Below are 25192 nucleotides of genomic sequence, written 5' to 3' on the forward strand. Positions count from 1 at the left end.
CGGGAGGAGTAGCCATGTCTGTCGCGACCGAGGCCGCCCACATCCGGGACCTCTTCGAAACGATCGAAGAGATCGAGTCCGTGGCGTCATCCCTGGCCCAAGACGACGAACGCCGCCGCAAGCTGGACGGCGTAGTAGCCCGCACCCTCCGCCAAGCCCCGCCGGTACGCCCGGTGGTGGCAGGCGAGCTCCTCGACCTCACCGAGAAAACCGTGAAGGCCTGGGCCCGAGAAGGCGTGTTGGCCATCCACAGCCAAGAACCGCGCATGCTCCTGGACACCGTGCGCCTGCACGAGGTGCTCCACCTCGTGTCCGACCTCCGCCGCGCCGGCAAGACCCGCGGCCTCATCGACGAAGTCCACCGCCGCCTGAGCGACCAGTCCCTGCTGGACCGCCAAGACCTCGCCAAATCGCTGGACGAGATGCGCAGCGGCAAAGGACGCGTGGTCCGCTCAGTTTGATCGAGGTAGTAGAAACCCAGACCGCCAACGCCCAGGCAGCAGGCCTCCGCGGCCGCGCCCGCGTCGCCTACGAACGCTTCCTGGACGAACTGGCCCACTCGGGCTGCGCCGCCCTGGGCTACCGCGTCACCGGCCCCGAGCCTCTGCCTCGCCTGTGCGTGAAGCACCTGCGCGGCGCCGACCGCGTTGTCGTCGCCTTCCCCTCGCCCGAGGTCGTGTGGGTGCTGTTGGTCGGCCCGCACGACGACGACCCGGGGCTCGACCTCTACGAAGCCCTCTACGAGATGGCCGGGGTACGCCCCCGACTGTCCGAGAAGCGCACCAAACCACGTTGCTGCACCGACGATTCCGGCGTCCCGCCACTGGTCGACGAGCACCTGGTGGACGACCTGGTCATCAGAGCCCGAGCCCTGGCCCGCGCCCGCCGCCGCTAGTCGGGCTCCCGGTCCAGCACGAACCCGTCCGCCACCGGGTCGTAGTGCAGGTACGGCATCTCGCTCGGGTCGCACGCCTCGAAGGTCAACGCCACCGGCAACCCGAACCTCCGACCCAGCGCCCGCAGGAAAGCACCGAGCAGATCCAGCCGCTCCTGCCCCTGAAGCTCCCGGACATCGATGTCGAAGAGCACGTCGCCACCGGCGTCGAAGAAGTTGACGAGAAACCCTTCGGCAGGCCACACGGAGAACGTGGCCCCCTCGGACTCCGGCTCCTTGAACCGCCAGCCCCGCGCCCGCACGAACTCGGCAACGGCCTCCCAGGCCTCTGGCCCCACCCCGGCAACGCAACCGTCGTGCAACGGCGCATCCTGCGGATCGAACCACCCGCGGACGTCGGCCCACCTCAGCTCCCCCATGCCTCCATGGAAGCAACCGCACGCAACTCGATTCCACCGACAAAAAAAGTTGTCAAGACAGGGATGGTTGTCCTAGGCTCGGTTCCAACGACGAACGGAGATCACGATGTCCTTCCAGGCCTACCTCGACGGCGCCGAGAAGAAGACCGGCAAGACCCCCGCCGAACTGCTGGCCGAGGCCGCCGCACGCGGCTACGACGGCGACACCAAGGCCGCCGAGGTCCTGGACTGGTTGAAGGCCGAGTACGACCTGGGCCGCGGCCACGCCATGCCGCTGTACCAGATCCTCAAGCACGGCCCCGAAATCGCAGCGAAGTACGACCGCTCGGAGAACCCCGTGCCGGTGCGCCTCGACGGCATCGCCAACCGCTAGAGCCCGAGTGCGGGCAGCAGTGCCTCATCCACGATCGCCGCGAGCTCGTCCGCGGTCGGCTGCCGAGCCAGGTCGATGGACAGCTTGAAGACGAGCGCCTCGCCGATCTGGGTGGTGATCGGGGTCAGCCGAGAAGGATCCACCTGGCCGTGATCGGCGTAGTGCCGCAGCACGGTCGTGGTGAAGGTGCCACCTCTGGGGTCGAACACCTTGCGGTACAGGTCATCCGTGAGCTCCGGGTAGCGGTGCCGTTCGGACATGATCGCCAGGACCGCGCCGGCTGCGAGGGTCTGCATCCAGTCCGTCAGCAGGGTCAGGGCCGCGATGAGGTCGCCGCGCAGGTCGTCCAGGCCCGGTGACGGGACTTCGACCGGGTACGCCTGCGCCAGGGCGTCGATCAGCAGGTCGTGGGTCGTGGGCCAGCGGCGGTAGAGCACGGTTTTCGCGGTCGCGGCGCGGCGGGCGATGCCCTCCATGGTCAGAGCGCCCAGGCCGGTCTCAGCCACTTCCACCAGTGCCGCCTCGTGGATTGCGCGGACCAGCGCCTCTCCTCGCCGCCGTTCCGGCACGCGCACCTGACCTTCCCAAGCAAGAAACGGTGCCGTATCTTATCACCCCAATAAGCTACGCAAGCGTATCTAAACTGGGGTTCTGATGCTCACACTCACCAAGCGCGCGCTGGCGCCTGACCTGGCGCGCGGCGTGATGCTGTTGTTGATCGCGCTGGCGCACGCGCACATGTACCTCTCCGGCCACCCGACCGGATATCGCGCCTACGCGATCGACGGCAGCGCGCTCGACCTGCTGGTCACCGGGGTTCAGGTGGCGCTCGTCGACGGTCGGGCCATGCCGATGTTCGCGGCGCTGTTCGGGTACGGGTTCGTGCAGATCGCGGCCAGGCAGACCGGCGAATGGACGGACACACGAAGGATCCTGCGCAGGCGGAGCCGCTGGCTGCTGGTGTTCGGTGCCGCCCACGCCCTGCTCCTGTTCTTCGGTGACATCCTCGCCGCGTACGGCCTGGCTGGACTGCTTCTCACCGGAGTGCTGCGGTGGCGCGACCGTAGCCTGCTGGTGTTCGCAGCCGCGTGGCTCGTCATCCCCACGGCCGCCATGACGTTCAACGGACTGCGCATCGCCGAGTTCGGTGGCCCGCCGAGCCTGATGGCCGCCACGGACCCCGTCACCGCGTTGATCGAGCGAGTGGCAGCGTGGGGTTTCCTCACCCCGTTGCTGCTCATCGAGGTGATGGTTCCGTTCGTGCTCGGTGTGTGGGCGGCCCGGCGGAAGGTGCTGATCGAGCCGGAGCACCACGCCAAAGCGTTGCGCACCACCGCGATCGCCGGCATCACCACAGCCGTTGCAGGCGGGTTGCCGCTCGCGCTCATCGACGCCCAGGTCTGGGTCGACGCACCCGCAGTGCCCGCCTACGTGCTGCACGGGTTCACCGGACTGGCCGGCGGCCTCGGCTATGCGGCGCTGGTGGGGCTCATCGCGATCCGCAACGAGACACCGGGCCCGGTGCTGACGGCGCTCGCTGCCTGCGGCCAGCGTTCGATGACCTGCTACCTGCTGCAGTCCGTCGTGTTCGTGGCCGTCTTCGTGCCGTACGCGGGAGGTCTCGGCACCGAGCTCGGAACGGCAGCGGCGTCCGGCATCGCGGTCTGCACCTGGCTCGCCACCGTGGTGTTCGCCGAGGCACTGCGCCGCGCAGGCAAACCGGGGCTGGCAGAGGCGTTGCTGCGGCGGCTCACCTACCGGTGAAACGCCAACGGCCCCCGGAGCGGGAGGCTCCGGGGGCCGTTCAGCACTTCAACTACGGACTAGCGGTAGTCGCGACCGAAGTCGTAGTCGTCCAGCGGCACCGCAGCGCCAGTGCCCGTGCCGAAGACGTCCGGGGTGTAGTACCCGTCGTCGTACGAGGGGATGGCGTACGCAGCGGCACGCGCCTCCTCGGTCGGCTGGACCTGGATGTTGCGGTAGCGGTTGATGCCCGTACCAGCCGGGATCAACTTACCGATGATCACGTTCTCCTTCAGACCGATGAGCTTGTCCGAACGCCCGTTGATGGCGGCGTCGGTCAGCACACGAGTGGTCTCCTGGAACGACGCGGCGGACAGCCACGAGTCGGTCGCCAGCGAGGCCTTCGTGATACCCATCAGCACCGGACGACCGGCAGCCGGCTCGCCACCCTCGGCGACGACCGCGCGGTTGCCCGACTCGAAGTCCGCGCGCTCGACGAGCGAGCCCGGCAGGAACTCCGTCGCACCCGAGTCGATGATCGTGACCCGGCGCAGCATCTGCCGGACGATGACCTCGATGTGCTTGTCGTGGATCGCCACACCCTGGGCGCGGTACACCTTCTGCACTTCCTGCACCAGGTGCAGCTGGGCCTCGCGCGGGCCCATGACGCGCAGGACCTCGTGCGGGTCCGGAGTACCTTCCAGCAGCTGCTGGCCGACGGCGACGTGGTCGCCGTCCTGCAGCGGGCCGGTGGCCGTGTTGGCGAGACGCTGACGCTTGGACAGCTTCTCGAACACGATCTCCTCGGAACCGTCGTCCGGGATCAGCGTGATCTTCCAGAAGCGGTCGCCGTCCTCGATGCGGACGCGGCCGTCCACGTCGGCGATCGGCGCCTTGCCCTTCGGGACGCGGGCCTCGAAGAGCTCCTGGACACGCGGCAGACCGGTCGTGATGTCGTCACCGGCCACACCACCCTGGTGGAACGTACGCATCGTCAGCTGCGTGCCGGGCTCACCGATCGACTGGGCGGCGACGATGCCGACGGCCTCGCCGACGTCGACCAGCTGGCCGGTGGCCATCGAGCGGCCGTAGCAGGACGCGCACACGCCGACCGCGGACTCGCAGGTCAGGACCGAGCGGACCTTCACGCGGACCACGCCGGCCTCGACCAGCGACGCGAGCGCCGGGTCGCCGAGGTCGTCGCCGCGGTTCAGGACCAGGTTGCCCTGCGCGTCGGTGATGTCGTCCGCGACCGTGCGGGCGTAGACCGACGTCTGCGCGAACTCGTGCAGGCCGACCTTGTCGCCCAGCTGCTCGCCGACGGTCATCTGCACACCACGGGTGGTGCCGCAGTCGACCTCGCGGATGATGACGTCCTGCGAGACGTCCACCAGACGACGGGTCAGGTAACCCGAGTCGGCGGTACGAAGCGCGGTGTCGGCAAGACCCTTACGAGCACCGTGGGTCGCGATGAAGTACTCCAGCACCGACAAGCCCTCGCGGAACGAGTTCTTGATCGGACGCGGGATGTACTCACCCTTCGGGTTGGTGACGAGACCACGCATACCCGCGAGCGAACGGACCTGCGTCATGTTGCCGGCGGCGCCGGACTGCACGATGACGCGGATCGAGTTGTCCTCGGGGAAGTTGTCTTCCATGATCTCGTGGACCTGCTCGGTGGCCTTGGTCCACACCTTGACCAGCTCGGAGTTGCGCTCCTCGTGGGAGAGCTGACCGCGCTGGTAGCGCTTCTCCACCGCGTCCGCGAGGCGCTCGTGCTCCTCGAGGATGTCCTGCTTCGCGGCGGGGACGAGGACGTCCGAGATCGCGACGGTCACGCCGGAACGGGTGGCCCAGTGGAAACCGGCGTCCTTCAGCTTGTCCAGCGTCCGGGCGACGGTGACCATCGGGTACCGCTCGGCGAGGTCGTTGATGATCACGGCCTGCCGCTTCTTGGGCATGACCTCGTTGATGAAGGCGTAGTCCTGCGGCAGGATCTCGTTGAACAGCACGCGACCCAGCGTGGTCTCCGCGAGCCACGGCTGACCGGGCTCCCAGCCCTCCGGCTCGGCACCCTTGGGCGGGTTCTTGTCCGAGACGCGGATCTTCACCATCGCCTGCAGGCCCAGGACCTTGCGGTCGAACGCCATCAGGGCCTCGGCGGGCGACGAGTAGAAGTGACCCTCGCCGATGTCGCCGGCCTTGTGCCGGGTCAGGTGGTACAGGCCGGTCACCATGTCCAGACGCGGCATGGCCAGCGGCTTGCCGGACGCCGGGGACAGGATGTTGTTCGACGACAGCATCAGGACGCGGGCCTCAGCCTGCGCCTCGGCGGACAGCGGCAGGTGGACTGCCATCTGGTCACCGTCGAAGTCGGCGTTGAACGCTTCACAGACCAGCGGGTGCAGCTGGATGGCCTTGCCCTCGACCAGCTGCGGCTCGAAGGCCTGGATACCGAGGCGGTGCAGCGTAGGTGCGCGGTTCAGCAGCACCGGGTGCTCGGTGATGACCTCTTCCAGCACGTCCCACACGGCCGGGCGCGCACGCTCGACCATCCGCTTGGCGGACTTGATGTTCTGCGCGTGGTTGAGGTCCACGAGCCGCTTCATCACGAACGGCTTGAAGAGCTCCAGGGCCATCTGCTTGGGCAGACCGCACTGGTGCAGCTTGAGCTGCGGGCCGACCACGATGACCGAACGGCCGGAGTAGTCGACGCGCTTGCCGAGCAGGTTCTGGCGGAACCGGCCCTGCTTGCCCTTCAGCAGGTCGGACAGCGACTTCAGCGGGCGGTTACCGGGACCGGTGACCGGGCGGCCGCGGCGGCCGTTGTCGAACAGCGCGTCGACGGCCTCCTGCAGCATCCGCTTCTCGTTGTTGACGATGATCTCGGGCGCGCCGAGGTCGATCAGTCGCTTCAACCGGTTGTTGCGGTTGATGACGCGGCGGTACAGGTCGTTCAGGTCGGACGTGGCGAAGCGGCCACCGTCGAGCTGCACCATCGGGCGCAGGTCCGGCGGGATGACCGGGACGCAGTCCAGGACCATGCCCTGCGGGTTGTTGCGGGTCGCCTGGAAGGCGGCAACGACCTTGAGGCGCTTGAGCGCACGCAGCTTCTTCTGGCCCTTACCGCTGCGGATCGTCTCGCGCAGGATGTCGGCCTCGGCGTCGACGTCGTAGTCACCCAGCAGCTTCTGGATGGCCTCGGCGCCCATGGCACCGGTGAAGTAGTCGCCGTAGCGGTCGTACAGCTCGCGGTAGAGCAGCTCATCGGCGATGAGCTGGCCCTTCTCCAGCTTGGTGAAGGTGGACCAGATCTCGTCGAGCCGGTCCAGCTCGCGCTGGGCGCGGTCGCGGAGCTGGCGCATCTCGCGCTCGCCGCCCTCCTTGACCTTGCGGCGGACGTCGGACTTGGCGCCCTCCGCCTCCAGCTCGGCCAGGTCGGCTTCCAGCTTCTGCGCACGGGCCTCGACGTCCGCGTCACGGCGGTTCTCGACGCGCTTGCGCTCGACCTGCATCTCGCTCTCGAGCGTGGGCAGGTCGTTGTGGCGCAGCTCGCCGTTCACGCCGACGATGACGTAGGCGGCGAAGTAGATGATCTTCTCGAGGTCCTTGGGGGCCAGGTCGAGCAGGTAGCCCAACCGGCTGGGGACGCCCTTGAAGTACCAGATGTGCGTGACCGGAGCGGCGAGCTCGATGTGGCCCATGCGCTCACGACGCACCTTCGCACGGGTCACCTCGACGCCGCAGCGCTCACAGATGATGCCCTTGAAGCGCACGCGCTTGTACTTGCCGCAGTAGCACTCCCAGTCCCTGGTGGGACCGAAGATCTTCTCGCAGAACAAGCCGTCCTTCTCAGGCTTGAGCGTGCGGTAGTTGATGGTCTCGGGCTTCTTGACCTCGCCAAAAGACCACTGGCGGATGTCGTCCGCGGTCGCGAGACCGATGCGGAGCTCATCGAAGAAGTTGACGTCGAGCACGTCTACTCTCTTCCCCTTTTTAGATCGGTGGCAAAGGAGCTGGTCGGGAGGTCAGGGAGCGCTACGCGGGAGGCATTGCGCTCCCTGACCGGCGAGGTGACTAGTTGACGACGTCGTCCACGGAGGGCGACTCGGACCTCGACAGGTTGATGCCGAGGTTCGCGGCCGCGCGCTCCAGGTCTTCGTCGTCGCCGTCGCGCATCTCGATCGCGGCACCGTCCGAAGACAGGACCTCGACGTTGAGGCAGAGCGACTGCAGCTCCTTGAGCAGCACCTTGAAGGACTCCGGGATACCGGGTTCCGGGATGTTCTCGCCCTTGACGATGGCCTCGTAGACCTTCACGCGGCCGAGCACGTCGTCGGACTTGATGGTGAGAAGTTCCTGCAGGGTGTATGCGGCGCCGTACGCCTGCATCGCCCAGCACTCCATCTCACCGAAGCGCTGACCACCGAACTGCGCCTTACCACCCAGCGGCTGCTGCGTGATCATCGAGTACGGGCCGGTCGAACGCGCGTGGATCTTGTCGTCGACCAGGTGCAGCAGCTTCAGGATGTACATGTAGCCGACGGACACCGGGAACGGGTACGGCTCGCCGGAGCGACCGTCGAAGAGCTGCGCCTTCCCGTTCTCCTTGACCATCCGCTCGCCGTCGCGGTTCGGGACCGTCGAGCCCAGCAGGCCCGTGATCTCCTCTTCCTTGGCGCCGTCGAAGACGGGCGTGGCGGTCTTGGTGCCGGGCTCGACGTCGTAGAGCTCCTCGGGGAGGTTCTTCGCCCAGTCCGGGTCGCCGTTGATGCTCCAGCCCTGCTTGGCGATCCACCCGAGGTGGGTCTCCAGCACCTGGCCGATGTTCATACGACGCGGCACACCGTGGGTGTTCAGGATGATGTCGACCGGCGTGCCGTCCTCGAGGAACGGCATGTCCTCCGCGGGGAGGATCTTGCCGATGACGCCCTTGTTGCCGTGGCGGCCGGCGAGCTTGTCACCGTCCTGGATCTTGCGCTTCTGGGCCACGTAGACGCGGACGAGCTCGTTCACGCCCGGAGGCAGCTCGTCGTCGTCCTCACGCGAGAAGACGCGGATGCCGATGACCTTGCCGTACTCACCGTGCGGCACCTTGAGCGAGGTGTCGCGGACCTCGCGCGCCTTCTCACCGAAGATCGCGCGGAGCAGGCGCTCCTCGGGCGTCAGCTCGGTCTCACCCTTCGGCGTGACCTTGCCGACGAGGATGTCGCCCGGCTGGACCTCGGCACCGATGCGGATGATGCCGCGCTCGTCCAGGTCGGCCAGGACCTCTTCGGAGACGTTCGGGATGTCCCGGGTGATCTCCTCGGCGCCGAGCTTCGTGTCGCGGGCGTCGATCTCGTGCTCCTCGATGTGGATCGAGGTGAGAACGTCGTCCTGCACGAGGCGCTGCGACAGGATGATCGCGTCCTCGTAGTTGTGGCCTTCCCACGGCATGATCGCCACGAGCAGGTTCTTGCCGAGCGCCATCTCACCGTTCTCGGTGCACGGCCCGTCGGCCAGGACCTGGCCCTCCTGCACCCGGTCGCCCTCGTTCACGATGGGCTTCTGGTTGATGCAGGTGCCCTGGTTCGAGCGACGGAACTTGTGCAGCGCGTAGGTGTTGCGCGCACCGTCGTCGGCCATGACGGTGATGTAGTCGGCGGAGACCTCCTCGACCACACCGGTCTTCTTCGCGACGACGACGTCACCGGCGTCGACGGCGGCACGCAGCTCCATACCGGTGCCGACCAGCGGCGACTCGGAGCGGAGCAGCGGCACGGCCTGACGCTGCATGTTCGCACCCATCAGGGCGCGGTTCGCGTCGTCGTGCTCGAGGAACGGGATCATGGCGGTCGCGGCCGACACCATCTGGCGCGGCGAGACGTCCATGTAGTCGACGTCGGTCGGGTCGATGAACTCGACCTCGCCGCCCTTCTTGCGGACCAGGACGCGGTCGTCGGTGAAGTTGCCCTCGTCGTCGGTCGGCGAGTTCGCCTGCGCCTTGACGAAGCGGTCTTCCTCGTCCGCGGTCAGGTAGTCGATCTGGTCGGTGACCCGGCCGTCGGTGACCTTGCGGTACGGCGTCTCGATGAAGCCGAACGGGTTGACCCGCGCGTACGACGAGAGCGAACCGATCAGACCGATGTTCGGGCCTTCCGGCGTCTCGATCGGGCACATGCGGCCGTAGTGCGACGGGTGGACGTCGCGGACCTCCATGCCGGCCCGCTCACGGGACAGACCACCCGGACCCAGCGCCGACAGACGACGCTTGTGGGTCAGGCCCGCCAGGGGGTTGGTCTGGTCCATGAACTGCGACAGCTGCGAGGTGCCGAAGAACTCCTTGATCGCCGCCACGACGGGACGGATGTTGATCAGGGTCTGCGGCGTGATGGCCTCGACGTCCTGCGTGGTCATGCGCTCGCGGACGACGCGCTCCATGCGGGACAGACCGACGCGGATCTGGTTCTGGATCAGCTCGCCCACGGTGCGCAGACGACGGTTGCCGAAGTGGTCGATGTCGTCGACCTCGACCGGCACGTCGCCACCGGCGGCGGCGTCCATCACCGTCTCACCCGCGTGCAGGCGAACGAGGTACTCGATCGTCGTGACGATGTCGTCCTCGGTCAGCACACCGGTGTTGATGTCGGTGTCCAGGCCCAGCTTCTTGTTGACCTTGTAGCGGCCAACCTTCGCCAGGTCGTAGCGCTTGTCCTTGAAGAACAGGTTCTCCAGCAGGGCCTGCGCGGACTCCTTCGTGGGCGGCTCGCCCGGACGCAGCTTGCGGTAGATGTCGAGCAACGCCTCGTCGGTACCCGCGGTGTGGTCCTTCTCGAGCGTGGTCAGCAACGTCTCGCTGAACGCGAACCGCTCGCGGATCTGCTCCGTGCTCCAGCCCAGAGCCTTCAACAGCACCGTCACCGGCTGACGACGCTTGCGGTCGATGCGGACACCGACGGTGTCGCGCTTGTCGACGTCGAACTCCAGCCAGGCACCCCGGGACGGGATGATCTTGACGCTGAAGACGTCCTTGTCCGTCGTCTTGTCGACCGCGGTGTCGTAGTACACACCGGGCGAACGCACGAGCTGGGACACAACCACGCGCTCGGTGCCGTTGATGATGAACGTGCCCTTGCTCGTCATCATCGGGAAGTCACCCATGAACACCGTCTGGCTCTTGATCTCGCCAGTGGTGTGGTTGGTGAACTCCGCCGTGACGAACAACGGTGCCGCGTACGTCATGTCCTTGTCCTTGCACTCTTCCGTCGAGGCCTTGACCTCGTCGTAGCGTGGGTCGGAGAAGGACAGTGACATGGAGCCGGAGAAGTCCTCGATCGGCGAGATCTCGTTGAGGACCTCTTCGAGGCCGCCCGTCGGGTTCTCGTCGCCGGCGTCGATGCGACGCTGGAACCACGCCTCATCGCCCGTCAGCCACTCAAAGGACTGGATCTGCAGGTCAAGCAGGTTGGGCGTCTGAAGCGGCTCGTGAATCTTCGCGAACGAGACCCGCTTGGGCGCTCCAGGGATCCCCGACGTGGAGTTGGTCGCAGCAGTGGCCTTGGTCGCGCGAGAGATCGCCAAGATGCGTCCTTCCAGGGACAGGTAGCTGGCTAGAGCGAACTAGCACGGCTGTCAAGGGTGCGGCGATGCCCGACTAATCCACGCTCTCGGCGAAGGGCAAGCGGAAAATGGGCAGCGCAAAGGGGCAGTCTAGCCACGCGCACGGCGACTGTCGAGAGGCACCTGGAAGGACCCTCCTCTTGCTCACCGACAGAGTGACCCTGCATGAGCGTGCAGTCAAGATGTCGGCGGCCGATCCACTCTCTGGATGGAGCGCACTTAACTGACCGTCACCCATTTGACCTGCACAAACACGCGTGCGGCCGATTTGGTGGGAAGTTGGCGGCTTCAAGCGGACTTACAGAGCGCCACGAGAATTGTGTGACCGAGATCACGCGTGTCGGGGCTGGCGGAAGGCGTCTCAGCAGTGCTTTCGGGGTACTTCTGAGGCCTTCGAGGCAGAGTTGATCTTAGGGCACGGTGATCTTCGGGCGGACACCGGCCTGGGCCAAACGATCGAGGCTCGCGGCGGCCGGCGCGGGCGGGCTGGGCGGGTGGCATGGCGGTGCCGCGGGTCGGGAGGGAGGCCGGGCTGGGCGGGCGGCACGGAGGTGCGGCGGTTGAGCGAGGGCGGGTGCACGCGGGGAGCTTTCGCACTCCGGGAGAGACCGCGGAGGCCCCGCGTGCGGTCAGCAGCCCTGCAGTTGGCGGTTCTGCTCCGCCGTCGCGCCGAACATCTCCATGTTGTCGATCTTCCAGCGGCCGCTCTCGTCCACCGCGCTCACGCGGAGCATCGCGGTGCCGCCGCCCGACTGGTTGTCGGTGGTGCGGGTGGTGACCTGGTCGGCGAAGACCAGGACGGACGCGCGGTCGCCCTTGAGCGAGGAGACGGCTGAGGAGACCACGCGGACGGTCACCACCAGCTTCTGCTGGGGTGCGACCTCCTTGACCGGGCCGAACACGGCGTTGTACTGGCACAGCGCCTTGCCGGTGAGCAGCTCGCGGGCCGCCTTCTCGGTCGACTCGACGTCGGCGAAGTTGTACGAGAACGACTTCTCAACGGCCTCGCGGACCTGGCCGTTCACCGCCGAGGTGGTCGCTGAGTCGACCAGGGCGGCGTCGTAGGACACCGAGCGGGACTTGATCAGGAAGAACGTTCCCAGGCTGCCCAGGACGGCCGCGACCAGGAGCAACGCCACCGGCAGCACCCAGGCCGGCGTCGACGGCTTCGAAGCGGGCTCGGCCGCGGCGGCGGACTCGGCCTTCTTCTTGTCGGCGGTGGCGGCGGGCTTGGGCTGCTTCGAGGGCGGCGGAGTCCAGTCGACCGCGGTCGGCGCCTTCAGCTCCTCCACCGAGGGCGTGTCCGCGGCCTCGACCGGCGTCTCGACCGAGGCCTCCTCGGCCGCGGGCTCCTCGGTCGAGGAGGCGCGGCGGTGCAGACCGGCGACCTTGGGGCGGCCACCGGCCGGCGGCGTGGGGATGGGGCGGCGGCGGGATGGGGGCACGTGCACTCGTCCAATCAACTCTGGCGAAGTCAGACGCCTGCCCGCAGCGGGCCCAGCTGGCTCAGCTTCCAGCCGTCCTCGGTGCGGGTGAGCTTGGTGAGGTACCGGTTGATCTTGGTGACCTGCTGGCCGCCGTCGGGGGTCACGGAGCTCTCCACGACGGCGATCATCGACGCGGAGCCCGCGCGGTCGTCCAGCTCGGTGATGGCGGCCGAGAGGACCTTCGAGGAGGTCACCGTCTTGGCGTCGACCAACTGCTTCTTGCGCGAGTCCTTGTCCTTGTCGATCTCGGCGCGCAGGTCGCCGGTCGACGAGTTGAGCCAGCGCTGCAGGTCCTCGTCGACCTTCTTGTAGTCCAGGGTCAGGAAGTTCGTGATGCCGACCTGGCCCGAGCGCAACGCCTCGTCGCGGGTCGCGGCGAACGACGACTCCGACGAGTGCGAGGCCGAGTACCAGGCCACGCCGAAGTACGCGGCGTACCCGAACGTCAGCACCGCCAGGACCACGGCGACCACCGTGAAGATCCGCACTACTTCTTCTCCTCTGGCAGACCGAGCAGCTGGCCCAGCGACGTCAGCAACGGCAGTTCCGGAGCGGCCTGACCTGAAGGTTCCTGGCCCGGCTGCGTCGTCGCGTTGCCCACCGGCGTCGTCGGCGTTCCACCGTACGGAGCATTCTGCGAGCCTCGCACGGAGGTTGCCGAACCGCGCGCGAGAGCGCAGTACGCCTGCGTGTTCAACGGTGCGGCAGAGGTGTCGTTGCCCTGCCGGATCTTCGTGCCCTCGTAGCCGACGGTGCACGGCATCGGGTCGAACACGTTCAGCGCTAGCCCGAAGTGCGCCGACCCGTCACCCGGCGCCACGGTGAAACCGCCACCGACGGCGATGGGGTACGTCACGGCGATCTGTTCCAGACCGTCGCGCCTGGTCACGAGGATGTTCGAGGTCGTCAGCAGGTTCGCGAAGACCACCCCGAGGTTCGGCCCGCTCTCCTTCAAAAGCCCCGAAACCTGCTCGGACGCCGGTGGCACGGCGACGATCAACCGGCGCAGGTCGCCGTCGGAGGACTTCAGCTGCTCCGCGATCAACCGCAGGTCACCGCTGAACGACCGGATCGCGCCACCGGAAGAAGCCTGCGTGGCCAGGACGATCTTGCCGTCCTTCAGCAGCTGCGTGGTCTGCGGCAGGTGCTCGGAGGCGGCCTGCGTGAACGCGGCGGTGTTGTCGATCAACACCTGCAGGTCGCCACCGGTCCCGCTGAACGCCGTGTGCAACTCGTCGACGACGGTCTTCAGGGAATCCGTCGGCACCGACGACGCGAACGCGTCCAGGTTCGACAACAACCCGTCGACCGGCGGCGGCGTCTTCGTGGCCGATCGCGGAATGACCGACCCGGCTTCCAGATACGGACCGTCGTCGTTGGAAGGCCGCAAGTCCACGAACTGCTCACCCACGGCCGACCGGTTCGCCACCACGGCCTCGGTCGACGCCGGCACGCGCGGTGCGTCCGCGTCGAGCTCCAGATCGACCTCGATGCCGTCGGCGGTCAGCCGCAGCTGGCCGACCCGCCCGATCGTGACACCGCGGTACGTGACCTCGGCGTTGGTGAAGATGCCGCCGGAGTCGGCGAGTTGCATCGTCACGACCTTCGACGACGACCGGAACAGGCCGACGTAAGAAGCGCTGACGTACGACACGCCCAGCAACGCGACCAGCACGAACGCGCCGATCTTGAGCTTCGTCCCCCGCGTGATCACTTGCGCCCACCTCCCAGCAGGCCGCCGAGCAGGTCGCCCAGCCCGGACCCGGTCCCCTGCCCGACGTTCGGCAGCGGCAGGTTCGGCAACGGCAACGGCGTGCCCTGGCTCGGGATCAGCGAGTCGAGAGGTGACTGCCGCGACCGCCCGAGGTTGTCGAGGATCGTGCCGAGGTTCAGGTCCAGGTCGGCGTAGAGGTTCGTGTAGTCGCCCTTGATGCCGTCGACCGCCGCGTCCGGGAACGGGTAGGTCAGCAGCAGCTCCAGCGCCTTCGGCAGGTTCTGCCCAGACTCGGCGAGCTTCTGCAACGTCGGCTGCAGCGCCTTCAGGTCCGCCACGATGTCGTCACGGCTCTTGTTCACCGTGTCGACCGCGACGTCCGAGAGCTTGTCCAACGACTGCAGCAACGTCACGAGCTGCGTGCGCTGCTCGGCCACGACCCGCAGACCGGGCTCCAGATCCGTCAGCGCCACCGCGATCTTCTCCCGCTGCTGCGCCAAAGTGCCTGCCAGCCGGTTGATCGAGTCGAGCGCGCGGACGATCTCCGCCTTGTGCTTGTCCAGCTCCCCGACGAACGTGTTGAGGTTGCCCAGCAACGAACGGATCTCCTGCTCGTTGCCCTCCATCGCCGCGTTGAGCTCCTTGGTGATGTTCTGCAGCTGCGCCACACCACCACCGTTGAGCAGCAACGACAACGCGCCGAAGACCTCTTCGACCTCGGGGTTGCGGTTGGTCTTCGACAACGGGATCACCGCGTTGTCCGCGAGCTTGCCCTCGGCGTCCTTGGGCTTGCCCAGCTCGACGAACTTCTCGCCCAGCAACGCCGACTGCCGCAGCTTCGCGAACGCGTTCGCGGGCAGCTGCACGTCGCCGTTGACCAGCATCGTGACCTCGGCGGTCCAGCCGTCGGACCCCAGGTCGATCTTCTCGACCCGCCCGACCGGCACGTCGTTGACCTTCACGCCCGCCTGCGGCACCAGGTCCAGCACGTCCTTGAACTGCGCCTTGACCCGGTACGGGTGATCACCGACGTCGGCGCCACCCGGCAACGGCATGTTGTAGACGCCGTCGAACCCGCCCGAGCCACAGCCCGAAACGAGCAACAAAGCCGTCACCGCAACAACAAGCTTCTTCACCGCGTTTGATTTCACCGGGGCACCCCCGCGAGCGGCAGGGGCAGCGGCAGCTTGCCCGCGTTGAGGTCGCTCAGCACCTGCGCCGGCGAGTTCAGCGGCACCGCGCCGGACAGGATCGGCTCCAGCTGCTTGCACGTCTGCGCGAGCACCGGCGGCACGTTGTTCGGCGTCGCCTGCTGGATCAGCTTGCAGATCAGCACGATCGGCGGCTGGTTCAGCTCGTTGATGTCCGCGCGGGTGTCCAGAGTTCCGGAAGCCGCGTTGTAGGAGTTCTGCAGGTTGCCCAAGGCCAACGGCGCCACGTCCAGCGTCTCGGCCAGCGCGGCCCGCTGGTTCACCAGCACCTGCGTGATCGACGCCAGCTTGTCCACATTGGACTTGAGCACCTCGCGGTTGTCCTTGATGAACCCCTGCACCTGCTGCAGCGCGGTCGCCAGCTCGTTCAACGCCAGCCCGAGGTCACCGCGCTCGTCGGCCAGCAGCTTCGACACGTCCGCCAGCTGCCGGTTGAAGTCCCGCACCTGGCTGTCGTTCGCGGCCAGCATCGCGGTGAACTTCTGCAGGTTGTCGACGGTCGCGAACAGGTCCTCCTTGGACCCCGCCAGCGTCCGCGTGGCCTGGCCGAGGTTCTTCAACGTGTCGTTGAGCGCCTGGCCGTTGCCTTCGAGGTTCTTCGCCGCCGCGTTCAGCAGGTCGGCCAGCGCCCCGTCGGCGTTCGCGCCGTTCGGGCCCAACGCGGTCGTGAGCTTGTCGAGCGACGAGTACAGCTCGTCCAGCTCGACCGGTGTCGCGGTGCGCTCACGCGGGATCACGGCGTTGTCGCCCAGCGTCGGCCCGCCGGTGTAGGCGGGCGCGAGCTGCACGTACCGGTCGCTGACCACGCTCGGCGCGACCACGACGGCCTGCGCGTTCTGCGGCACCCGCACGTCGCGGTCGACGGTGAACACGACCTTCACGGTCTTGCCCTCCGGCACGACCTCGTCGATCGTGCCGACCTTGACGCCGAGCACCCGCACGTCACCGCCGGGGTAGACACCGACGGCAGCGGCGAAGTGCGCAGTGACCTTGCGCCCGTTCATCCCGGCGAAGATCCACCACATGCCGGCGGTCACGACCAGCGCCAGCACGCACGCGATCGCGATCATCCGACCCAGCTTCGTGTTCGCAGCAGTCGTCATCGCTGCACCCCCGGAGGCAGGCAGCCTTCCTCGTTGAACCCGACGACGCCGAGGTTCACCGACGGCGGCAGCAGCCCGCAGATGTAGGTGTCGAACCAGCGCCCGTTGCCCAGGGTGTTCGCGAACACGCGGTAGAACGGCGCCATCAGCGCGAGGCTGCGGTCGAGGTTGTCCTGGTTGCGCTGCAGGATCGTGGTGACCCGGCCGAGCTGCTCCAGCGCCGGCTTGAGCTGGTTCTGGTTGTCGTTCACCAGACCGCTCAGCTCACGGGCGAGGTCGCGCGTCCCGGTCAGCAGCGCGCTGATCGACTCACGCCGCTTGCGCAGCTCGCCGAGCAGCAGGTTGCCGTCCGACAGCAGCTTCTCGAACTCGGCGTTGCGGTCGGCCAGCGTCTTGGTCAGCTGCCGGGTGTTGTCCAGCAGCTTGGCCAGCTGCTCGTCCCGCGAGGAGATCGTCTTCGACAACGCGGACAGCCCGTCCAACGCGCCCCGCACGTGCTCCGGAGAGTTCGCGAAGGTGTCGGACAGCACCGTGAAGCTGTCCGCGAGCTGCTTGGTGTCGATCTGGCCGACGGTGGTCGCGAGCCCGTTGAACGCCTCGTTCACGTCGTACGGCGCGAGCGTGCGTTCCTTGGGAATCGGGTCACCAGGGCTGAGCGGCGCGCTGCCCTGCGGGTCGAGCGACAGGAACTTCTGCCCCAGCAACGTCTTGATGCGGATCATCGCGGTCGTCCGGTCGCCCACCCAGGCGTCCTTGACCTTGAACGTCACCCGCACCCGGTCGCCGTTGAGCTTGACCTTGGTGACCTTGCCGACCTTCACGCCGGCGACGCGGACCTCGTTGCCCGGCACCAGTCCCGCGGCCTCGCTGAAGTCCGCGGCGTAGCTCGTCCCACCGCCGACGATCGGCAGGTCGTCCGAGTAGAACGCGGCCAGCAGCAGCAGGCCGATCAGTGTCAGGCTGATCGCGCCGGTCGTGATCGGGTTGCGCTGTTTCATCGGCGGCACCTCTGCTGTGTCACCGGCAACGCCGTGATCGGAATCGGGTCCTTGATGACCGGCGGTACCGCGATCTGGCCGGTGCCCTCGCACAGGAAGAAGTTGAACCACGAGCCGTAGGTCGCGGTACGGGTGATCGTCTCCAGCTTGTTCGGCAGCCGCTGCAGGAACCCGTCGACGAGCTGCTCGTTGTCCCCCAACGTCTTCGACACGAGGCCGAGCTGCGCGATGTCGTTCTTCAACGGCTCGCGCCCCTGCTCCAGCAACCCGGCCGTCGCGTTGGTCAGGTCGCCGAGCGCGGTGATCGCGTCACCGATCGGCTGCCGGTCCTGCGCGAGCCCGGACACCAGCACCTGCAACGTGCCCACGAGCCGGTTGAAGTCCTCGTCCCGCGAGTTCACCGTGTCCAGCGCGGTGTTCAGGTTGTCGACGACCTCGCCGATCACCTTGTCCTTGCTGGCGAGCGTGCTGGTCAGCGACGCCGTGTGCTGCAGCAGGCTGTCGATCGTGCCGCCTTCTCCCTGCAGCACCTGGATGATCTCGAACGACAGCTTGTTCACGTCCTCCGGCGACAGCGCCTGGAAGAGCGGCTTGAAGCCGTTGAACAGCACGGTGAGGTCGAGCGCGGCCTTGGTGCGCTCCAACGGGATCGTGCCGCCCTCGGGCAGCACGGCCTTCGTGTCACCGGTGCCGGACTCCAGCGCGATGTACCGCTGCCCCACCAGGTTGCGGTACTTGATCGTCGCGGTGACGGCCTCCGGCAGCTTGCGGTCACCGTCGAGCGAGAAGGCCACCTCGGCGGTCTTGCGGTCGACGACCTTGATCTCGTCGACCTGCCCGACGCGAACGCCGGCGATGCGCACGTCGTCACCCTCGTTCAACGCCGTGACGTCGGTGAACCGCGCCTTGTAGTCGGTGGCGCCGGCCAGGTTCACGTTGGCGATGGTGACCGCGAGCAGCGACGTGGCGAGGATCGTGACGACCGCGAAGGCGATCAGTTTGATCAGCGGAGCGAGCACGCCTTTCACTTGACCGTCACCTCCGTTCCGCGCACCAACGGCCCGAGCAACAGGCTCGACCAGCTGGGCATGTCCTGCGGGTCGACACCGATCCGGGGCCCGAAGAGCGCCGCGATCAACCTGGCCTCCTCCGGCGAGTTCGCGAGCCGCAGCACGTCAGCGGCGGACCCCGGCACCGTCACGTTGCCCGCGTTGGCAGGCGGCAGAATCCCGTCGTTCGCGACGCGTGCGGGCGGCGGCGAACTGGAACCGTCCTTCACCGGCCCCTCCGGCGGGTACTGCGGGAACGGGTCCGGCCGCGGGATCAGGTCGTAGCAACGCGGCCCGCGCTTGTCCTTGTACTCGGGCTCGTCGAGGTTCGGCTTGTACTTGCCGCGGTTCTGCGTGATCTCCAGCGTGATGTGCAGACCCGGCTCGTTCGTGCCCTCACCGAAGGCCTTGCTGATCACCGGTTCGAACTCCGCGAGCCCCTTGAGCAGGCACGGGTACTCGGGCGCGTACTTGGCCAGCAGCTCCAGCGTCGGCCGGCTGGTGTCGGCGAGCCCGATGATGTTGTTCTTGTTGACCGTCACGAAGCTCGTGAGGTCCTGTGACGTCGTGGTCATCGACCCGTACAGCGCGAGCAGGTTGTCCCGCTGCTCGGCCACGGTCTTCGTCGTCGTGGTCAGGTCGTTCAACGCCTGCAACAGGTCCGGCGCGGCGTCCGCGTAGACGTTCGAGACGTCCGCGAGCTTGGAGATGTTCTCCTTCAACGCCGGCAGCTGCGGGTTGAGCTCACCGAGGTACGCGTCCAGCGACACCAACGTCTCGCCGAGCGGCTTGCCCCGCCCGTCGAGCGCCTGCGACAACGCGGTCAGCGTGGTGGCGAGCTTCTCCGGCTGAATCGCCTGCAGCACCGGCATCAGGTTGTCCAGCACGCGTTCGAGCTCGATCGCGCTGCTGGAGCGGTCCTGCTCGATGACCGCGCCTTCCTTGATGGCGGCGCTCTTCTGCTGCGGCAGCACGAGGTTCACGTACCGCTCACCGAACAACGTCTTGGGCAACAACCGCGCCGACACGTTGCTCGGGATCTCGTTCACCTTGTCCGGCAACAGCGCCAGCTCGAGCTCGGCCCCGTCCCCGCTGGTGCGGATGGCCTTCACCGACCCGACGATCAGCCCGCGCACCTTCACGTCGCTGGCCGTCTGCAGCTGGTTGCCGATGTGGTCCGTCTTCAGCGTGACCTTCACGTAGTCGCTGAAGACGTCCTTGTACAACGCCACCGTCAGCGACAGGAACATGGCGATCGCGAGGAGGAACGCGATGCCCAGCACACGTTTCCTCATCCCGCGATCCTCACCGTCGTAGTGGCACCCCAGATCGCGAGGCTCAGGAAGAAGTCGAGCAGCGCCGTCGTGACGATCGCGGTCCGCACCGCACGCCCAACAGCCACACCGACACCAGCCGGCCCACCGGACGCGCGATAGCCGTAGTAGCAGTGCGTCATGATGATCACGACCGCGAACACCAGCACCTTGCCGAACGACCACAACACGTCGATCGGAGGTAGGAACAGGTTGAAGTAGTGGTCGTACGTGCCCGCCGACTGCCCGTAGAACTCCACGGTGATCGTTCTGGCCGCGAGATAACTGGTCAGCAACCCGATCACGTACAGCGGGATGATCGCGACGAACCCGGCGATGATCCGAGTGGTCACCAGGAACGGCAAACTGGGAATCCCCATGACCTCGAGCGCGTCGATCTCCTCGGAGATCCGCATCGCACCGAGCTGCGCCGTGAACCCAGACCCCACCGTCGCGGACAACGCCAGCCCGGCAACGAGCGGCGCGATCTCACGCGTGTTGAAGTAGGCCGACACGAACCCCGCGAACGCCGACGTGCCGATCTGGTTGAGCGCCGTGAAGCCCTGCAACCCGACAACCGTGCCGGTGAACACCGACAGCCCGACCATCACACCGATCGTGCCGCCGATGACCGCAAGAGCACCGGACCCGAAGCTGACCTCGGCCAGCAGCCTCAGCGTCTCCTTCGAGTACCGCTTGAGCGCGCGGGGCGTCCACGCCAACGCCTTGATGTAGAACGCCAGCTGGTCGCCGAACCCGTCCAGAGTGGACAGCGCCTTGTTCGCCATCAGCTCCCCTTCGCCGGCACGACCTGCAGGTAGATCGTGGTGAGGACGAAGTTGACGAAGAACAACAACAGGAACGTGATGACCACGGCCTGGTTGACCGCGTCACCAACGCCCTTGGGCCCACCAGCCGGGTTAAGACCGCGATACGCAGCCACGATGCCCGCGATGAACCCGAAGATCAGCGCCTTGATCTCACTGATCCACAGGTCCGGGAGCTGGGCGAGGGCGGAGAAGCTGGCGAGGTAGGCACCGGGCGTGCCGTCCTGCATGATCACGTTGAAGAAGTAGCCACCGAGCACACCGACGACGCTGACCATGCCGTTCAACAACACCGACACGAGCATCGCCGCCAGCACCCGAGGCACCACGAGCCGATGAATCGGACTCACGCCGAGCACTTCCATGGCGTCGATCTCTTCGCGAATCTTCCGCGACCCGAGATCCGCACATATGGCACTGCCGCCCGCACCAGCGATCAACAACGCCGTCACGATCGGACTGGCCTGCTGAATGATCGCCAGCACGCTGGCCGCACCCGTGAAGCTCTGCGCACCGATCTGCCTGGTCAACGACCCGAGCTGCAACGCGATGACCGCACCGAACGGAATCGACACCAGCGCCGTCGGCAACACCGTCACGCTGACGATGAACCAGCTCTGCTGAATGAACTCCCGCAACTGGAACGGCCGCCGGAACGTGGTCCGAACGACATCAATCCCGAGCTGGCACAGCTTCCCGGTCTCCCGCAACGCCCCAGCGCCGGGAAAAGTCGTCTGCGTGCTCACAGCACACCACCCTGACGAGGCCAGGGGCTGGGCGCCGCAGCATGAACCTCGTACCGAGCCTGCTCCTCAGCCGTGAGGCTCGCGATGATCCCCTGCTGCGCCTCGTACGGCAGCTGGTGAATGATCGACATGACCCGGTCCTTCCGGCGCCTCACGGCATCCCGGAACGGCAACCCGGGCGTCGGCTCCAACTGCGGCACGATCCCGCGCACATCCCCCTCAGGCGACCCGTCCGAGTGCCCGGCATCCGCATGAGCCTGCTCAGCGGCCATGGTGGCCGTGTCCTTCTCCTCGGACATACCGATCGGCCCAAGCCGCCGCCCGTTGAGGAACTGCTCGACAACAGGCTCATCGCTGGTCAGCAACACCTCGCGCGGCCCGAACATGATGAGCTCCCGCCGGAACAACATCCCCAGGTTGTCCGGCACGGTCCGAGCAATGTTGATGTTGTGCGTAACGATCAAAATCGTCGCGTCGATCTGCGCGTTGAGGTCGATGAGGAGCTGGCTCAGATACGCGGTCCTGACCGGATCAAGCCCGGAGTCCGGCTCGTCGCACAAAATGATCTCGGGGTCGAGCACCAACGCCCGCGCAAGCCCAGCCCGCTTGCGCATACCACCGGAGATCTCACCGGGGAGCTTCTTCTCCGCACCGACGAGACCGACCATCTCCATCTTCTCGAGCACAATCCGCCGAACCTCGGCCTCGGTCTTCCGAGTGTGCTCACGCAACGGAAACGCGATGTTGTCGTACAGGTTCATCGACCCGAACAACGCACCGTCCTGAAACAGCACGCCGAACATCTTCCGGATCTCGTACAACTTGTGCTCAGAACACCGCACAAGATCCGTTCCGTTAATAATGATCTTTCCCTGCTCCGGCTTGAGCAGCCCAACCAGCGACTTCAGGAACACGCTCTTGCCGGTACCAGACGGCCCGAGCATCACGCTGACCTCACCTGGCGGCAGCGTGAGCGTGACGTCCTGCCAGATGGTCTGCTTGCCGAAGGACTTGGTCAGACCCTCGACGACCACCTCGACGCCCATCCGCACCTCCGCACACGCCCAACGACGCCGTGGCGATCGGCGTCACACCTGGGCAACGAGTTCGTTCGCGGCAGGTTACTCACCAGTTGGCCTAATGGCGGTTGCGCTTAGATAACGCCACGCTGTGTGACCTCGCAAAACGGTCACCGCCCCCTAGACCACTGCCTAACAACCGGGAAATTCCCCGCAGGTGTGACCCCAGGCACACCCTCAGCAATCCGCGCGCAACGCCGAAGACGGCCGCCCTTACGCGCCGAGTGAGCCCACCGCTCTTAAGCGATGCCGAAGGCGAGCCGCCTTTCCCGAGCGGTCCCGGCGGTGGGATCCCGTCACGAGTCGCATGGATGCTGTTGCCTCCCGTGCGGCTCGTGACGGGACCCCCACCGCCCACACACCAACAAACCAACGCAAGCACCAACGCAACCGCCGGACGCCCAACCCAACAGGCGTGCCATCAACCCGCCCACGGCGCTAACCCCCTGATCAGATTGCCGAGGGTCTGGGGGCAGAGCCCCCAGGGAAAGCACGCAACGCACGGTCGCCGCCCGCAAGGCGACCACCCGCCCGGCCGCGTCCCGCAACGCAACCTCGCCGCCCGCAAGCCAGGGAACGCTACGGACCACGCGCCCCAAAAAACAGCAAAACGGGCGTGCACCCCCGTTGAAAGGTGCACGCCCGTTCAGGCACTGCAAGGCAGAGCGCCAGCCCCCAAGGGGGCCCAGATCACTTGAGCGAGATCTTGGCGCCAGCAGCCTCGAGCTTCTCCTTGGCGGCGTCGGCAACATCCTTCGCCACGTTCTCGAGGAGCGGCTTCGGAGCGGCCTCGACCAGCTCCTTGGCCTCCTTCAGACCCAGACCAGAGACGACCTCACGGACGACCTTGATGACCTGGATCTTCTTGTCGCCAGCCGACTCGAGAACGACGGTGAACTCGTCCTTCTCCTCGGCCTCGGGGGCAGCCGCGCCGGGGCCGGCAACAGCGGCAACGGCGACCGGAGCCGCGGCGGTGACCTCGAAGGTCTCCTCGAACTGCTTCACGAACTCCGACAGCTCCAGGAGGGTCATCTCCTTGAACGCGTCGAGCAGCTCTTCGGTGCTGAGCTTCGCCATGATCGGCGGTCCTTTCTAATCTCCCGCGCGAAAGCGTCGGGTGTGTCTTCGGGTGATCAGCTTTCGGCGGGAGCGTCGGCCTCGGCGGCGGGAGCCGCGGCGGCCTTCTTCTCCTGCAGGGCAGCAGCCAGGCGAGCGACCTGGGAAGCCGGGGCGTTGAACAGACCCGCGGCCTTGGCCAGGTTGCCCTTCATCGCGCCCGCGAGCTTCGCGAGCAGCACCTCACGGCTCTCGAGGTCCGCAATCGCGGTGACCTCGTCGACCGAGAGCGGGCGGCCATCCATGTAGCCGCCCTTGATGACCAGGGCCTTGTTGTCCTTCGCGAAGTCGCGGATCGCCTTGGCGGCGTCGACGGGCTCGCCCTCGACGAACGCGATGGCGGTCGGACCGGACAGAAGGGCCTCGAGGCCCTCGACGCCGGCGTCCGCAGCGGCCAGCTTGACCAGCGTGTTCTTCGCGACGGTGTACTTGGTGCCCGCGCCGAGAGCGCGACGCAGCGTGGTGAGCTGCGCCATGGAGAGGCCACGGTACTCGGTGACAACCGCTGCCGAGCTGGTGCGGAACTGGTCCGCGAGCTCAGCGACTGCCGTAACCTTCGTGGGCTTCGCCATGATCGCCTCCTCTCTGGGCTGGGTTAGACCGCCGATCAGAGAAGGCTCCGAAACAACAAAAACGCCCTCGCGCACGAGCAGCACGGGGCGTCACAACAAGCTTGAGCCTCGTCCTCCCTGCGCGGGCCGCCCGTGTTGCAACGGGGCCTTCGTTCTCCTCGCGGAGAAAACCAGCGGTCTTCGGTAGAACCACCGATGAGAGTACGCGAGTCGTGTCCGCCGATCCAAATCGGCATGATGTGACCTGTGACCGACGAGCCCGGCAAGGACCTCGCGCCCCGCCAGCCGCAGCCCCCTGCCCCTCAGGTGGACCCGGAGCAGCTCCGGCAGTTCCAGGAGTTCCAACGCTTCCAGGAGTTCCAGCGCTACCAGGAGGCCACGGGCCAGGCACCCCAGCCGCCCAAGCAACAAGGCAAGCGCTGGTGGCTCATCGTGCTCGGCAGCCGGATCTTCTGGCGCGTGCTCTTCCTCGTGCTCGTCGTCGGCTCTGCCATCTGGGCCTACAACCACTTCTTCGGCGTCGACGACCCCGGCGACATCGCCCAGGACAGCGGTGGCGTGACCGGCCCCGCCCAGGGCCTCTCCGCCCCGGCCGGCCTGCAGGGCACCGTCGGCATGTTCTACAAGCACGTCTCGTTCGCCGACACCACGCGCGCGTGCACGCTCTTCCTCCGTGACGACACACGCCAGAAGTTCGCGAACGCCTATGGCGCAAGCGATTGCGCCGCCGCGGTCAAAACCCTGAAGACCCAGGTGACCAGCGTCGACAGGTACCAGCAGCTCATGTTCCCGCCGGACATGCTCAAGACCCCGACCACCAACACGGTCACCATCAACTCGTGCGAGCTGACCGTCGAAGGCGGCCCACGACTGGGCACGTTCGTGGTCGAGAAGGTCGGCTCCGGCTGGGTCATCACCGACTGGTCGCCCAGCACCTGTGGTTGA

Annotated in this window: 22 protein-coding genes; 5 read left to right on the forward strand and 17 right to left on the reverse strand. The window is 66.9% G+C overall.

Annotated features, from left to right (window positions below; all coding sequences use genetic code 11):
- The first annotated feature begins 14 nt into the window (after positions 1–14).
- Both LFM09_RS41755 and LFM09_RS41760 read left to right on the forward strand, forming a co-directional pair.
- Entirely contained in the window at positions 15–461 is a 447-nt protein-coding gene (locus LFM09_RS41755; RefSeq protein WP_414102163.1) for a hypothetical protein, read from the forward strand.
- Positions 458–895 carry a hypothetical protein gene (locus tag LFM09_RS41760; RefSeq protein WP_414102164.1) on the forward strand — a complete coding sequence of 146 codons (438 nt, stop codon included), beginning with the start codon at positions 458–460 and terminating at the stop codon, positions 893–895. Before LFM09_RS41755 ends, LFM09_RS41760 begins: the two co-directional genes overlap by 4 nt.
- On the opposite strand, the gene LFM09_RS41765 is transcribed toward LFM09_RS41760, so the two are convergent.
- Positions 892–1314, reverse strand: a complete 423-nt coding sequence (locus tag LFM09_RS41765) for a hypothetical protein (RefSeq protein ID WP_414102165.1) — start codon at positions 1312–1314, stop codon at positions 892–894. The genes LFM09_RS41760 and LFM09_RS41765 overlap by 4 nt on opposite strands.
- 106 nt (positions 1315–1420) lie before the next feature.
- Here LFM09_RS41765 and LFM09_RS41770 point away from each other — a divergent pair, with 106 nt between their 5' ends.
- Positions 1421–1687: a DUF4287 domain-containing protein gene (locus LFM09_RS41770; RefSeq protein ID WP_414102166.1), complete on the forward strand. Its 267-nt coding sequence runs from the start codon at positions 1421–1423 to the stop codon at positions 1685–1687.
- Here LFM09_RS41770 and LFM09_RS41775 read toward each other — a convergent pair.
- Complete coding sequence (locus tag LFM09_RS41775) at positions 1684–2262, reverse strand: TetR/AcrR family transcriptional regulator (RefSeq protein ID WP_414102167.1); 579 nt, start codon at positions 2260–2262, stop codon at positions 1684–1686. The two genes, LFM09_RS41770 and LFM09_RS41775, sit on opposite strands and share 4 nt — an antisense overlap.
- 79 nt (positions 2263–2341) lie before the next feature.
- On the opposite strand from LFM09_RS41775, the gene LFM09_RS41780 reads away from it, so the two are divergent.
- Positions 2342–3451 (forward strand): DUF418 domain-containing protein, encoded by a 1110-nt coding sequence (locus tag LFM09_RS41780; RefSeq protein ID WP_414102168.1) that lies wholly within the window; start codon positions 2342–2344, stop codon positions 3449–3451.
- A 59-nt stretch (positions 3452–3510) separates the two neighbouring features.
- On the opposite strand, the gene LFM09_RS41785 is transcribed toward LFM09_RS41780, so the two are convergent.
- The 15 genes from LFM09_RS41785 to rplJ form a co-directional block, all read right to left on the reverse strand.
- Positions 3511–7407, reverse strand: a complete 3897-nt coding sequence (locus tag LFM09_RS41785) for a DNA-directed RNA polymerase subunit beta' (RefSeq protein WP_414102169.1) — start codon at positions 7405–7407, stop codon at positions 3511–3513.
- A gap of 100 nt (positions 7408–7507) precedes the next feature.
- Positions 7508–10993 (reverse strand): DNA-directed RNA polymerase subunit beta, encoded by a 3486-nt coding sequence (locus tag LFM09_RS41790; RefSeq protein ID WP_414102170.1) that lies wholly within the window; start codon positions 10991–10993, stop codon positions 7508–7510.
- Between the two features lie 668 nt (positions 10994–11661).
- The gene (locus LFM09_RS41795) at positions 11662–12477 is read right to left on the reverse strand and encodes a hypothetical protein (RefSeq protein WP_414102171.1); all 816 of its coding nucleotides are present in this window, start codon (positions 12475–12477) and stop codon (positions 11662–11664) included.
- Positions 12478–12506: 29 nt separating this feature from the next.
- Complete coding sequence (locus LFM09_RS41800) at positions 12507–13007, reverse strand: hypothetical protein (RefSeq protein WP_414102172.1); 501 nt, start codon at positions 13005–13007, stop codon at positions 12507–12509.
- A complete protein-coding gene (locus tag LFM09_RS41805; RefSeq protein ID WP_414102173.1) occupies positions 13007–14233 on the reverse strand; it encodes an MCE family protein in 1227 nt (408 codons plus the stop codon). Before LFM09_RS41805 ends, LFM09_RS41800 begins: the two co-directional genes overlap by 1 nt.
- Positions 14230–15384 carry an MCE family protein gene (locus LFM09_RS41810; RefSeq protein ID WP_414102174.1) on the reverse strand — a complete coding sequence of 385 codons (1155 nt, stop codon included), beginning with the start codon at positions 15382–15384 and terminating at the stop codon, positions 14230–14232. Before LFM09_RS41810 ends, LFM09_RS41805 begins: the two co-directional genes overlap by 4 nt.
- Positions 15381–16547 carry an MCE family protein gene (locus tag LFM09_RS41815; protein WP_414102175.1) on the reverse strand — a complete coding sequence of 389 codons (1167 nt, stop codon included), beginning with the start codon at positions 16545–16547 and terminating at the stop codon, positions 15381–15383. The genes LFM09_RS41810 and LFM09_RS41815 overlap by 4 nt, the downstream gene beginning before the upstream one ends.
- Positions 16544–17545: an MCE family protein gene (locus tag LFM09_RS41820; RefSeq protein ID WP_414102176.1), complete on the reverse strand. Its 1002-nt coding sequence runs from the start codon at positions 17543–17545 to the stop codon at positions 16544–16546. Before LFM09_RS41820 ends, LFM09_RS41815 begins: the two co-directional genes overlap by 4 nt.
- A complete protein-coding gene (locus LFM09_RS41825; RefSeq protein ID WP_414102177.1) occupies positions 17542–18573 on the reverse strand; it encodes an MCE family protein in 1032 nt (343 codons plus the stop codon). The genes LFM09_RS41820 and LFM09_RS41825 overlap by 4 nt, the downstream gene beginning before the upstream one ends.
- Positions 18570–19889 (reverse strand): MCE family protein, encoded by a 1320-nt coding sequence (locus LFM09_RS41830; protein WP_414102178.1) that lies wholly within the window; start codon positions 19887–19889, stop codon positions 18570–18572. The genes LFM09_RS41825 and LFM09_RS41830 overlap by 4 nt, the downstream gene beginning before the upstream one ends.
- Positions 19886–20695 (reverse strand): MlaE family ABC transporter permease, encoded by an 810-nt coding sequence (locus LFM09_RS41835; RefSeq protein ID WP_363764273.1) that lies wholly within the window; start codon positions 20693–20695, stop codon positions 19886–19888. The genes LFM09_RS41830 and LFM09_RS41835 overlap by 4 nt, the downstream gene beginning before the upstream one ends.
- Positions 20695–21480: an MlaE family ABC transporter permease gene (locus LFM09_RS41840; protein ID WP_414102179.1), complete on the reverse strand. Its 786-nt coding sequence runs from the start codon at positions 21478–21480 to the stop codon at positions 20695–20697. Before LFM09_RS41840 ends, LFM09_RS41835 begins: the two co-directional genes overlap by 1 nt.
- Complete coding sequence (locus tag LFM09_RS41845; protein ID WP_414102180.1) at positions 21477–22526, reverse strand: ABC transporter ATP-binding protein; 1050 nt, start codon at positions 22524–22526, stop codon at positions 21477–21479. The genes LFM09_RS41840 and LFM09_RS41845 overlap by 4 nt, the downstream gene beginning before the upstream one ends.
- A gap of 723 nt (positions 22527–23249) precedes the next feature.
- Positions 23250–23636, reverse strand: a complete 387-nt coding sequence (gene rplL / locus LFM09_RS41850; RefSeq protein ID WP_414102181.1) for a 50S ribosomal protein L7/L12 — start codon at positions 23634–23636, stop codon at positions 23250–23252.
- A 56-nt stretch (positions 23637–23692) separates the two neighbouring features.
- Complete coding sequence (gene rplJ / locus LFM09_RS41855) at positions 23693–24247, reverse strand: 50S ribosomal protein L10 (protein WP_086666431.1); 555 nt, start codon at positions 24245–24247, stop codon at positions 23693–23695.
- Positions 24248–24493: 246 nt separating this feature from the next.
- On the opposite strand from rplJ, the gene LFM09_RS41860 reads away from it, so the two are divergent.
- Entirely contained in the window at positions 24494–25192 is a 699-nt protein-coding gene (locus LFM09_RS41860) for a hypothetical protein (protein WP_414102182.1), read from the forward strand.

The organism is Lentzea alba, from assembly GCF_047445655.1.
Lineage (GTDB): Bacteria > Actinomycetota > Actinomycetes > Mycobacteriales > Pseudonocardiaceae > Lentzea > Lentzea alba_A.

What these genes read in the sequence shown, in the direction of transcription:
- LFM09_RS41815 (WP_414102175.1), bottom strand. Translation starts at nt 16,547, where the DNA reads ATGACGACTGCTGCGAACACGAAGCTGGGTCGGATGATCGCGATCGCG.
- LFM09_RS41780 (WP_414102168.1), top strand. Translation starts at nt 2,342, where the DNA reads ATGCTCACACTCACCAAGCGCGCGCTGGCGCCTGACCTGGCGCGCGGC.
- LFM09_RS41755 (WP_414102163.1), top strand. Translation starts at nt 15, where the DNA reads ATGTCTGTCGCGACCGAGGCCGCCCACATCCGGGACCTCTTCGAAACG.
- LFM09_RS41770 (WP_414102166.1), top strand. Translation starts at nt 1,421, where the DNA reads ATGTCCTTCCAGGCCTACCTCGACGGCGCCGAGAAGAAGACCGGCAAG.
- rplL (WP_414102181.1), bottom strand. Translation starts at nt 23,636, where the DNA reads ATGGCGAAGCTCAGCACCGAAGAGCTGCTCGACGCGTTCAAGGAGATG.
- LFM09_RS41835 (WP_363764273.1), bottom strand. Translation starts at nt 20,695, where the DNA reads ATGGCGAACAAGGCGCTGTCCACTCTGGACGGGTTCGGCGACCAGCTG.
- LFM09_RS41820 (WP_414102176.1), bottom strand. Translation starts at nt 17,545, where the DNA reads ATGAAACAGCGCAACCCGATCACGACCGGCGCGATCAGCCTGACACTG.
- rplJ (WP_086666431.1), bottom strand. Translation starts at nt 24,247, where the DNA reads ATGGCGAAGCCCACGAAGGTTACGGCAGTCGCTGAGCTCGCGGACCAG.
- LFM09_RS41830 (WP_414102178.1), bottom strand. Translation starts at nt 19,889, where the DNA reads ATGAGGAAACGTGTGCTGGGCATCGCGTTCCTCCTCGCGATCGCCATG.
- LFM09_RS41845 (WP_414102180.1), bottom strand. Translation starts at nt 22,526, where the DNA reads ATGGGCGTCGAGGTGGTCGTCGAGGGTCTGACCAAGTCCTTCGGCAAG.
- LFM09_RS41765 (WP_414102165.1), bottom strand. Translation starts at nt 1,314, where the DNA reads ATGGGGGAGCTGAGGTGGGCCGACGTCCGCGGGTGGTTCGATCCGCAG.